Here is a 10,540-nt window from a genome sequence, read left to right as displayed (position 1 = left end):
GGTCAGCGGCTTTCGGCGGGCGCGGTGCGCGCGGCGGCCGCACCGAGTTCTTCGAGCTTGCGCTGCAGGTTGGCCGCGAACTCGTCGCCCATGTTCTGCGCCTTCTTCTTCATCATGCCGAGCGCGAAGCGGCCCAGGCGGCCGGTCACCGAGACCTCGGAGCGATAGCGCACCTGCGTGCCCGCGCCCACCGGCTCCAGGCTGACCTGGCTGTCGGCCTGCAGGCTGCTCGCATGGCCGCCCTCGTCGCCGCGCGTGACGGCCCAGACGTTGCGCTCGTCGCGCTTCGTGATCTGTACCAGCAGCTCGAAGCGCGCCTTGATGCCGGCCATCGCGATGACGACCACCGCGCGGTAGCGCTCGTCGTCCAGCGCCTCGAGCTTCTCGCAGCCGGGCAGGCACGAGGCCATGAGGCGTGCATCGAACAGGTGGACCAGCAGCGCCTCGGGCGGTGCGGCGATCGGGAACTGGCCTTCGATCAGCATGGGGTGGGCTCCTCGGTGGTGATGCGGTGCATCAGCGCGGCACCCGCCTGACGATCATCTTCGGGTCGACCACGCGCCCGTCCTTCACCACCACGTTGCCGTCGAGCGAGATGGTGCAGCCGCGCATCGGCACGTCGTAGTGGCCGCGCGTGGTGCGCTTGCCGCCGCCCTGCGTGTTGGGGCCGGTGGAGAACAGGAAGTTGCCGGGGAAGCTGCGCGCCGCGGCTCGGCTGCGCTCGGGCGCATCGCCATGCAGCGCCAGCGAATCCCAGCGGCATTGCGGATTGAGGCCCCAGCCCAGGTGCGACAGCGCGAAGGGGTCGGTGTCGGCCTCGCTGACCTTGCCTTCGCCGAGCCATTCGCGCATCAGCGCGGCGTCGAGCCCGCCTTCGATGCTGACGATGTGGCCGTCGCGGATCTCTAGCGTGATGGCGTCCTGCACATAGCGGCAGTAGGGCAGGATCACGATGTCGCCCGGCGCGATGACGACGCGGCCCTGCGCGCTGCCTTCGTTCGGGAAGGTGTGCAGCAGGCCGACGCCCCAGTGGTCGAAGCGGCCGGGCTCGTCGGCCATGCCGTACTGGCTCATGACCGGGTATTCGCCGCAGCGGTAGCGCAGGTCGGTGCCGGCGGCGCTGGTGACGTGAGCCTCGCGCGTCTTCTCGTAGAGCGCCTGCGCATGCTTGACGGCTTCCTTCAGGCCGGGCGGCGACTGCAGCTGGTAGAGGTCGTCGGGCGCGTCGATGATCATCTGCACGCGCACGCCCTTGGCCTGGATGTCGCGCAGCCATTTGGAGAACAGCGGCACGTGGAAGATCAGCACCATGTCGACCGCCATCAACGCTTCGAGCGTGCCCTTGCACTGGCCGATGGTGGCGACGCCGACGCTGGTCCAGCCGGGGATCGCGTTGACGCACATCTCGTAGATGTCGAAGCCGATGTCCTCGGCCGCGGCGAAGGCGGCCTCGATGTACTCGCGCCGGGTGCCGAGGTCGCTGACGATGGCCACCGTCTGGCCGGGCTCGACGCGGCACAGCTCGAACTGCTTTCGGAACAGGGACATGAGCTTCGCGGGATTGAGCTCTTGCGTACGGATCGCTGCTTGCATGGATTGAATCCTGAAATTTCTCACCAACGGCCGGTGATGTGAAAAGTACTTTAGAAATCAATCAACCGGCTGTCAATAGCGAATACCATTCATTTTTGAGAGAATGCCGCAATCCACCGGAACAGGATCGAACCGAGATGTCACAGACCAAGAAACAAGACGTGCGCGAAGCGATCCTGGCGGCCGCGTTCCGGCTGTTCTCGGCGCAGGGCTACAGCGACACCTCGATCCCGGCGATCGCGCGCGAGGCGGGCATCTCGACGGCCAACGTGTACGTCTATTTCCGCTCGAAGATGGACATCCTCTACACGCTCTACGAGCCCTGGCTGAAGGAGCGGCTCGACCGCCTCGACCGCTCGCTCAAGAAGATCGCCGTGCCGCAGGAGCGGCTGGAGCGCCTGCTCGCGATCCTGTGGCGCGACCTGCCGCGCGAGAACAACGGCTTCGCCAAGAACATCATGCAAGCGCTGTCGACCACCGGCGGCGGCGACGACTACAGCCCGCACCTGCGCGAACTGTTCCAGGGCCGCGTGGCGGTGCTGCTCGCGGACTGCCTGTCGGTGACGGCGGCCGAGAGCCAGGTGATCGCCGGCATCGTGCTGATGGCCTTCGACGGCTTCGCGATGAACGTGCATCTGGAACACGGGATGGCCTTCACCGCGAGCGCGGCGCGGCTCTTCAGCCGGATGCTGGTCGGTTCGCAGCCGGGCACCGCGCGCTGAGACCGCCGCGTCGCCGGTCGCCCGGCGACAGGAAAAATCCCGACCGACGGGCAGCCTCCCGGCTGGCGCGGATGGGAGGATGATGGGCGCATGCTCCGAGGTCCGGCGCAAGAACAGAGACGAAGCTGCGCATTGCCCAAGGAACTCGACGGGCCGCGGGGGCTCACACTGGGAACCGCGCCCCTTGGCGCCGGATCGCGCCACCCAGGCGCGTCGAACGACAGGAGCATCTCAATGCAAATCGGCATGATCGGACTCGGACGCATGGGCGCCAACATGACGGCCCGCCTGCTGCGCGGCGGCCACGACTGCGTGGTGCAGGACATGGATCCACATGCGGTCGAGCGCGTGGCCGCGCAGGGTGCCACCGGCGCAAGCTCGCTCCAGGATCTGGTCGCCAGACTCGCGCCGCCGCGCGCGATCTGGCTCATGGTGCCGGCGGCGGTGGTCGACCGGGCGCTGGCTTCGCTGCTGCCGCTGCTCGAGGCCGGCGACATCGTGATCGATGGCGGCAACTCCTATTACCACGACGACCTGCGCCGCGCGGCCGAGCTCAAGGCCGCAGGCCTGCACCATGTCGATGTCGGCACCAGCGGCGGCGTGGCCGGCTTCGACCGCGGCTACTGCCTGATGATCGGCGGCGAGGAGGCGGTGGTGCAGCATCTGTCGCCGATCTTCGCGACGCTGGCGCCCGGCACCGGCAGCGCCGCGCCGACGCCGGGCCGCACCCCGGGCACCGCCGAGCAGGGCTACTTGCACTGCGGCCCGCACGGCGCCGGCCACTTCGTCAAGATGGTCCACAACGGCATCGAGTACGGGATCATGGCGGCCTATGCCGAGGGCCTGAACATTCTTCGCAATGCCGATGCCGGCAAGCGTCCGCAGGATGCCGACGCCGAGACCACGCCGCTGCGCGACCCCGCGCTCTACCAGTACGACCTGAAGCTGCCCGACATCGCCGAGCTCTGGCGCCGCGGCAGCGTGATCGGATCGTGGCTGCTCGATCTCACGGCGGCCGCACTCGCGGTCGATCCCGCGCTCGCCGGCTTCCAGGGCCGCGTCTCCGATTCGGGCGAAGGGCGCTGGACCGTGCAGGCCGCGATCGACGAAGCGGTGCCGGCGCCGGTGCTGAGCGCGGCGCTCTATGCGCGCTTCAGCTCGCGCGGCGAGGCCGGTTTCGCGGACCGCGTGCTGTCGGCGATGCGGCATGAATTCGGCGGCCATGTCGAGAAGACCGATGCCACCCCACCCGCCAGGGGAGCCTGAATGCGAGATCCTTCCGCCCCCGCGGCCGAGCCCTCCGACGCACTGGTGCTGTTCGGGGTCACCGGCGACCTCGCCTACAAGAAGATCTTTCCGGCGCTCTACGCGCTGTGCCGGCGCGGCGCGCTCGCGGTACCGGTGATCGGTGTCGCCTCGACCGACTGCACGCTCGAACAACTGCGCGAACGCGCGAAGAAGAGCATCGAAGAGGCCGGCGCGATCGACGATGCGAAGGCGCTCGAGCGCCTGCTGTCGCAGCTGCGTTATGTGCAAGGCGACTACAAGGACCCCAAGGTCTTCGCGGCGCTCAAGCAGGCGCTCGGCGCCGCGCAGCGCCCCGCGCACTACCTCGCGATTCCGCCGGCGCTGTTCCCGGCGGTGATCCAGGGCCTGGGCGCGGCCGGCCTGGCCGCGCATGCGCGCGTCATCGTCGAGAAGCCCTTCGGCCGCGACCTCGCATCGGCGCGCGAACTCAACCGCGTCGCGCTGTCGGTGTTCTCGGAAGATGCGATCTTCCGCATCGATCACTTCCTCGGCAAGGAAGCGATCATGAACATCCTGTATTTCCGCTTCGCCAATTCCTTTCTCGAGCCGATCTGGAACCGCGACCACATCGCGAGCGTGCAGATCACGCTGGCCGAGTCCTTCGGCGTCGAGGGCCGCGGCGCGTTCTACGAAAGCGCGGGCTGCCTGCGCGACGTGATCCAGAACCACCTGATGCAGGTCGTCGCGCTGCTGGCGATGGAGCCGCCGTCGCAGCGCGGCTTCGCGGCCGTGCACCGACAGAAGACCAGCGTCTTCGAGGCGATGCGCCCGCTGCGCGCCGCCGACATGGTGCGCGGCCAGTACGCCGGCTACCGCGACGAACCGCAGGTCGCGAAGGACTCGGACGTCGAGACCTATTGCGCCGTGCGGCTGTACATCGACTCCTGGCGCTGGAGCGGCGTGCCCTGGTACCTGCGCTCCGGCAAGATGCTGCCCGAGACCGCGTGCGAAGTGCTGGTGCGACTCAAGCCGCCGCCGCAGGCGCTGTTCGCGGATGCGGCGCAGTGCGAGGACGCGAACTACCTGCGCTTTCATCTGTCGCCGCGCTCATGCATCGCACTGGCCGCACGCGTGAAGCGCGCGGGCCAGGAATTCGTCGGCGACCAGCGCGAGCTCTGCCTGGTCGAGGAAGAAGCCGGCGAGAAGACGCCCTACGAACGGCTGATCGGCGATGCGATGGCGGGCGACGATGCGCTGTTCACGCGCGAGGGCGCGGTCGAGGCCGCATGGGCGGTGGTCGATCCGGTGCTCACGCAGCATCCGCCGGTCTCGATCTACCCGCCCGGCAGCTGGGGCCCGCCCGCGGCGGACCGGCTGATTGCGGCTGACGGCGGCTGGCACAACCCCGACCCCGGCGCGCCCGCGGCCGGCAAGGAGCCCGCCCTGTGAACGCGGTGCCAGATGTAGTCTTCCTGCTCGACGTCGACAACACGCTGCTCGACAACGATGTGGTGGTCGACGACCTGCGCGCGCACCTGGTGCGCGACTTCGGCAGCGCCAAGGCCGATCGCTACTGGGTCTACTTCGAGGAGCTGCGCGACGAGCTCGGCTACACCGACTACCTCGGCGCGCTGCAGCGCTATCGCCTGCGCGAACTCAGCGACGAGATGAACGACCCGCGCCTGTTGCAGATGTCGACCTTCCTCATCGACTATCCCTTCGCCGACCGGCTCTATCCGAGGGCGCTGGAGGTCATCGCGCATCTGCAGCGCCGCGGCCCGACGGTGATCCTGACGGACGGCGACGTGGTGTTCCAGCCGCGCAAGGTGCAACGCTCGGGGCTGTGGGATGCGGTCGATGGCCGGGTGCTGATCTACATCCACAAAGAGCAGATGCTCGACGCGGTGCAGCAGCGCTATCCGGCGCGCCATTACGTGATGGTGGACGACAAGCTGCGCATCCTGAGCGCCATGAAGGCGGTGATGGGCGAGCGGCTGACGACGGTCTTCCCGCGCCAGGGCCACTATGCCCTCGACCCCGACACCCTCGCGAGCCACCCGCCTGCCGATCACACGATCGCGCACATCTGCGATCTGCTCGGCATCGATCCCCTCGTCCTCCAGGAGACACCATGAACGCGACACACCGGCTCCATGCACAGGGCCAGAGCCTCTGGCTCGACAACATCACGCGCGGGCTGCTCGACAGCGGCACGCTGGCGCGCTACATCGACGAATTCTCGGTCACCGGGCTGACCTCGAACCCGACCATCTTCGAACAGGCGATCGGCGGCTCCGAGGACTACGACGCGGCGATCCGCGCGCAGGCGGGCAAGGGCGCGTCGGACGAAGCGCTGTTCTTCGGCCTCGCGATCGACGACCTCGCGCGCGCGGCCGACCTGTTCCGCCCGGTGCATGACGCGACCGATGGCGTGGACGGCTGGGTCTCGCTCGAAGTGTCGCCGCTGCTGGCCAACGACACGGCCGGCACCATCCAGGTCGCGGCCGAGCTCCATGCACGCGCCGCACGGCCGAATCTGTTCATCAAGATCCCCGGCACGCCCGAAGGTATTCCGGCGATCGAGGCATCGATCTTCGCGGGCGTGCCGATCAACGTCACGCTGCTGTTTTCCAGCGCGCACTACGTCGCCGCGGCCGAGGCCTACCTGCGCGGCATCGAGCGGCGCATCGCCGCGGGACGCGATCCGAAGGTCACCTCGGTCGCGTCGCTGTTCATCAGCCGCTGGGACGTGGCGGTGAAGGACCGTGCACCGCCCAGCCTGCGCAACCGGCTCGGCATCGCGGTCGCGATGCAGGCCTGGCGCGCCTACCGCGAACTGCTGGCCTCGCCGCGTTGGCAGAAGCTCGCGGCCGCCGGCGCGCGGCCGCAGCGCATGCTGTGGGCCAGCACCGGCACCAAGGATCCGGCCGCGCCCGACACGCTCTACGTCGACGCGCTGGCCGGGCCCGACAGCATCGACACGATGCCCGAGAAAACGCTCAAGGCCTTCGCCGACCACGGCCGGCCGGGCCCCGGCCTGCCCGACGACGGTGGCGATGCCGATACGGTGCTGGCCGCGTTCGAGCATGCAGGCATCGACGTGAATGCACTCGCCGGGCGCCTGCAGCGCGAAGGCGCCGATGCGTTCGCCAAGTCGTGGCAGAAACTGCTGCAGGGACTCGCAGGCAAGACGCAGCGGCTGGCCCACGCCAGCGGGTCATGAGCCGCGGAAACGAGGCGGAGCCGCTCGACCTGCTGTGCATCAATACGCTGCGCACGCTGTCCATCGATGCGGTCGAAAAGGCCCACTCCGGCCACCCGGGCACGCCGATGGGTGCGGCGCCGACCGCCTACTGCATATGGCAGCGCTTCCTGCGCTCCGACCCGAACGACCCCGAATGGCCGAACCGCGACCGCTTCGTGCTGTCGGTCGGCCATGCGTCGGCGCTGCTCTACAGCCTGCTGTACCTGTGCGGCGTGAAGGCGAAGGGGCCGCACTACGCTGACAACGAGACGGACCGGCTCGCGGTCACGCTGGCCGATCTGCAGAGCTTTCGCCAGGCCGGCAGCCGCTGCACCGGGCATCCCGAATACGGATGGACCTCGGGCGTCGAAGTCACCACTGGGCCGCTCGGCCAGGGCGTCGCCAACAGCGTGGGCATGGCGATCGCGCAGCGCTGGCTCGCCGCCATCTACAACCGCCCCGGGCACGCGGTGTTCGACTACAAGGTCTATGCGCTCTGCGGCGACGGCGACATGATGGAAGGCATCAGCGGCGAGGCGGCGTCGCTGGCCGGGCACCTGAAGCTCGCCAACCTGTGCTGGATCTACGACGACAACCAGATCAGCATCGAAGGCCCGACCTCGATCACCTCCACAGAGGACATCGGCGCGCGCTTCGAGGCCTATGGCTGGCGGGTGCACCGGGTGGCGGACGCGAACGACCTCGAAGCCGTGACGCGCGCCCTCGCGGCCTTCGTCGCGACCGAGGACCGGCCGACGCTGATCGTCGTGCACAGCCACATCGGCTACGGCGCGCCGCACAAGCAGGACACCAAGGAGGCGCATGGCGAGCCGCTCGGCACCGAGGAAGCGCGGCTGGCCAAGCAGTTCTTCGGCTTCGATCCCGACGCGCAGTTCGCGGTGCCGCAAGGCGTGCAGGCGCACTTCGGCGCGCTGTTCGGCCGGCGCGGCGCTCGCGCGCACGAGGCATGGAAGGCGCAGCTCGCGAGCTACCGCGCGCAGTACCCCGACCTTGCCGTGCAGATCGACGGCATGCAGCAGCGCGCCCTGCCCGCCGGCTGGGACAGCGCGCTGCCGAGCTTCCCCGCCGACGCGAAGGGGCTGGCCACGCGCGATGCCTCGGGGAAGGTGCTGAATGCGATCGCCGGGCAGGTCCCGTGGCTGCTCGGCGGCGCCGCCGATCTGGCGCCGTCGACCAAGACGCAGCTGAACTTCGAATTCGCGGGCACCTTTGAAAGCGGCGGCTTCGGCGGACGCAACTTCCATTTCGGCATTCGCGAGCATGCGATGTGCGCCATCGCAAACGGCATGGCGGCATCGAAGCTGCGGCCCTTCGCGGCCAGCTTCTTCGTCTTCACCGACTACTGCCGCGGCGCGATCCGCCTGTGCGCCATGATGGGCCTGCCGGTCATCTACGTCTGGACGCACGATTCGATCAGCATGGGCGAGGACGGGCCCACGCACCAGCCGATCGAGCAGCTCGCGTCGATGCGCGCGATGCCCGGCATGGTGCTGCTGCGGCCGGCCGATGCCAACGAGGTGGTCGAAGCCTGGCGCGTGGTGATGCAGCTGGACGACCGTCCCGCGAGCCTGGTGCTGTCGCGCCAGGCGCTGCCGACGCTCGACCGCGGCAGGTATGCGAGCGCCGGCGGCCTGGCCCGCGGCGCCTATGTGCTGGCCGATGCGGACAACGGCCGACCGGACGTGCTGCTGCTGGGGACGGGCAGCGAAGTCGCGCTCTGCGTCGCGGCCTATGAGCAACTGAAGGACGAAGGCATCGCGGCCCGCGTGATCAGCATGCCTTCGTGGGACCTGTTCGAGCGCCAGGGCGCCGACTACCGCGACAGCGTGCTGCCGCCCGGGGTTGCCGCACGGGTGTCGGTCGAAGCGGCCTCGCCGCTGGGCTGGGAGCGCTACGTGGGGCAGCGTGGCGCGATCATCGGCATGCGTTCGTTCGGGTTGTCGGCGCCGGGCAAGGTCGTGGAGGCGCACTTCGGTTTCGATGCGGCGCACGTGGTCGCGGCGGCCAAGGAACAGCTGGCGCTGCACGCGCCGGCGCAGTAGGCTTCATCGCCATGGCCACACACATCAGCCCCCTCGCCGGCAAGCCGGCGCCTGCCTCGTCGCTCATCGATGTCGGTGCGCTGCTCGCCGCGTACCACGCGGACATTCCGGACCTGGGCGTGGCGTCGCAGCGCGTCGCGTTCGGCACCTCGGGCCATCGCGGCTCGGCCTTCGAGCGCTCGTTCAACGAATGGCATGTGCTGGCGATCACGCAGGCGATCTGCGACTACCGCCGTGCACAGGGCATCGACGGGCCGCTGTTCATGGGCATCGACACGCACGCGCTGTCGGCGCCGGCCTGCGCGAGCGCGCTCGAGGTGCTGGCCGCCAACGGCGTCGAGGTGATGCTGGCAGTGAACGACGAGTTCACGCCGACGCCCGCGATCTCGCATGCGATCCTGGTCTACAACCGCGGGCGCACGGCCGGCCTGGCCGACGGCATTGTCGTCACGCCCTCGCACAATCCGCCGCGCGACGGCGGCTTCAAGTACAACCCGCCCAACGGCGGGCCGGCCGGCCAGGACATCACGGGCGGCGTCGAGGCCGCGGCCAACCGCTTCATCGAACAGCGGCTGGCCGGCGTGAAGCGCATGCCGTACGAGAAGGCCTTGCAGGCGCCGACCACGCACCGCCACGATTTCCTGCGCGCCTATGTCGACGACCTGGGCAGCGCGATCGACATGGGGGCGATCCGCGATGCCAAGGTCCGCATGGGCGTCGATCCGCTCGGCGGCGCGGGCGTGCATTACTGGGCCGCCATCGCCGACCGCTACGGGCTCGACCTCACGGTGGTCAGCGACGCGGTCGATCCGACCTTCCGCTTCATGACGCTGGACTGGGACGGCCAGATCCGCATGGACCCGTCGTCGCCTTATGCAATGCAACGGCTGCTCGACATCAAGGACCGCTTCGACATCGGCTTCGCCTGCGACACCGACCATGACCGGCATGGCATCGTCACGGCCGGCACGGGCCTGCTGCCGCCCAATCACTACCTGTCGGTCTGCATCGACTATCTGTTCCAGCATCGGCCGCAATGGCCGGCGCAGGCGGCGGTGGGCAAGACGGTGGTCTCGACCGCGCTGATCGACCGGCTGGCGGCGCGGCTCGGGCGCAAGCTCTATGAAGTGCCGGTCGGCTTCAAGTGGTTCACCGAAGGCCTGCAGGACGGCTCGCTCGGCTTCACCGGCGAGGAAAGCGCGGGCGCGACCTTCCTGCGCCGCGACGGCTCGGTGTGGACCACCGACAAGGACGGCATCACCGCCGCGCTGCTGTCGGCCGAGATCACCGCGCGCATGGGGCGCGACCCGGGCGCGCTCTATGCGGACCTGGGCCGCGAGTTCGGCAGCCCCGCGGCGAGCCGGGTGGATGCGCCGGCCACCGTGCAGCAGAAGAAGCAGCTGGCCGCGCTGACGCCGCAGCAGGTCGGCTCGAGCGCGCTGGCCGGCGAGAAGATCGAGCGCATTCTGAGCCGCGCGCCGGGCAACGATGCGGCGATCGGCGGCATCAAGGTCATCGCGCCCAAGGGCTGGTTCGCGGCGCGGCCCTCGGGCACCGAGGACATCTACAAGATCTACGCCGAGAGCTTCGACGGGCCCGAGCATCTGCAGCGCATCCTGCAGGAAGCGCAGGCCATGGTCGACGCGGCGATCGCGCCCGCGGCCTGAGCC

At 69.2% G+C, this 10,540-nt stretch carries 9 protein-coding genes; 7 read left to right on the top strand and 2 right to left on the bottom strand.

Annotated features, from left to right (window positions below; all coding sequences use genetic code 11):
- Nucleotides 1-2 precede the first annotated feature (2 nt).
- Together WDLP6_RS03680 and WDLP6_RS03675 are read right to left on the bottom strand one after the other, a co-directional pair.
- Nucleotides 3-485 carry a CoxG family protein gene (locus WDLP6_RS03680; RefSeq protein WP_162591257.1) on the bottom strand — a complete coding sequence of 161 codons (483 nt, stop codon included), beginning with the start codon at nucleotides 483-485 and terminating at the stop codon, nucleotides 3-5.
- A 31-nt stretch (nucleotides 486-516) separates the two neighbouring features.
- The gene (locus WDLP6_RS03675; RefSeq protein WP_162591256.1) at nucleotides 517-1,593 is read right to left on the bottom strand and encodes a 2,5-dihydroxypyridine 5,6-dioxygenase; all 1,077 of its coding nucleotides are present in this window, start codon (nucleotides 1,591-1,593) and stop codon (nucleotides 517-519) included.
- 137 nt (nucleotides 1,594-1,730) lie between these two features.
- Between WDLP6_RS03675 and WDLP6_RS03670 the strand changes: the two genes are divergently transcribed.
- The 7 genes from WDLP6_RS03670 (at nucleotide 1,731) to pgm (ending at nucleotide 10,537) form a co-directional block, all read left to right on the top strand.
- Nucleotides 1,731-2,315, top strand: coding sequence for a TetR/AcrR family transcriptional regulator (locus WDLP6_RS03670; protein WP_162591255.1), 585 nt, complete (start codon nucleotides 1,731-1,733; stop codon nucleotides 2,313-2,315).
- A gap of 234 nt (nucleotides 2,316-2,549) precedes the next feature.
- Nucleotides 2,550-3,581, top strand: a complete 1,032-nt coding sequence (gene gnd, locus WDLP6_RS03665) for a phosphogluconate dehydrogenase (NAD(+)-dependent, decarboxylating) (protein WP_162591254.1) — start codon at nucleotides 2,550-2,552, stop codon at nucleotides 3,579-3,581.
- Nucleotides 3,582-5,012, top strand: a complete 1,431-nt coding sequence (gene zwf, locus WDLP6_RS03660; RefSeq protein ID WP_162591253.1) for a glucose-6-phosphate dehydrogenase — start codon at nucleotides 3,582-3,584, stop codon at nucleotides 5,010-5,012.
- Nucleotides 5,009-5,698: an HAD family hydrolase gene (locus tag WDLP6_RS03655; RefSeq protein WP_162591252.1), complete on the top strand. Its 690-nt coding sequence runs from the start codon at nucleotides 5,009-5,011 to the stop codon at nucleotides 5,696-5,698. Before zwf ends, WDLP6_RS03655 begins: the two co-directional genes overlap by 4 nt.
- Nucleotides 5,695-6,786, top strand: a complete 1,092-nt coding sequence (tal, locus tag WDLP6_RS03650) for a transaldolase (RefSeq protein ID WP_162591251.1) — start codon at nucleotides 5,695-5,697, stop codon at nucleotides 6,784-6,786. Before WDLP6_RS03655 ends, tal begins: the two co-directional genes overlap by 4 nt.
- A complete protein-coding gene (gene tkt / locus WDLP6_RS03645; RefSeq protein ID WP_162591250.1) occupies nucleotides 6,783-8,870 on the top strand; it encodes a transketolase in 2,088 nt (695 codons plus the stop codon). The genes tal and tkt overlap by 4 nt, the downstream gene beginning before the upstream one ends.
- 11 nt (nucleotides 8,871-8,881) lie before the next feature.
- Nucleotides 8,882-10,537, top strand: coding sequence for a phosphoglucomutase (alpha-D-glucose-1,6-bisphosphate-dependent) (gene pgm / locus WDLP6_RS03640; protein ID WP_162591249.1), 1,656 nt, complete (start codon nucleotides 8,882-8,884; stop codon nucleotides 10,535-10,537).
- Nucleotides 10,538-10,540: the final 3 nt, after the last annotated feature.

This window comes from Variovorax sp. PBL-E5 (assembly GCF_901827185.1).
Classification (GTDB): domain Bacteria; phylum Pseudomonadota; class Gammaproteobacteria; order Burkholderiales; family Burkholderiaceae_C; genus Variovorax.
The sequence above is the reverse complement of the archived record's forward strand: the minus strand, read 5'-3'. Positions and strand labels throughout refer to the sequence as shown.

Excerpts from the sequence above, each read along its gene's own strand:
- WDLP6_RS03680 (WP_162591257.1), bottom strand. The coding sequence starts at position 485 with ATGCTGATCGAAGGCCAGTTCCCGATCGCCGCACCGCCCGAGGCGCTG.
- WDLP6_RS03675 (WP_162591256.1), bottom strand. The coding sequence starts at position 1,593 with ATGCAAGCAGCGATCCGTACGCAAGAGCTCAATCCCGCGAAGCTCATG.
- WDLP6_RS03670 (WP_162591255.1), top strand. The coding sequence starts at position 1,731 with ATGTCACAGACCAAGAAACAAGACGTGCGCGAAGCGATCCTGGCGGCC.
- gnd (WP_162591254.1), top strand. The coding sequence starts at position 2,550 with ATGCAAATCGGCATGATCGGACTCGGACGCATGGGCGCCAACATGACG.
- zwf (WP_162591253.1), top strand. The coding sequence starts at position 3,582 with ATGCGAGATCCTTCCGCCCCCGCGGCCGAGCCCTCCGACGCACTGGTG.
- tal (WP_162591251.1), top strand. The coding sequence starts at position 5,695 with ATGAACGCGACACACCGGCTCCATGCACAGGGCCAGAGCCTCTGGCTC.
- tkt (WP_162591250.1), top strand. The coding sequence starts at position 6,783 with ATGAGCCGCGGAAACGAGGCGGAGCCGCTCGACCTGCTGTGCATCAAT.
- pgm (WP_162591249.1), top strand. The coding sequence starts at position 8,882 with ATGGCCACACACATCAGCCCCCTCGCCGGCAAGCCGGCGCCTGCCTCG.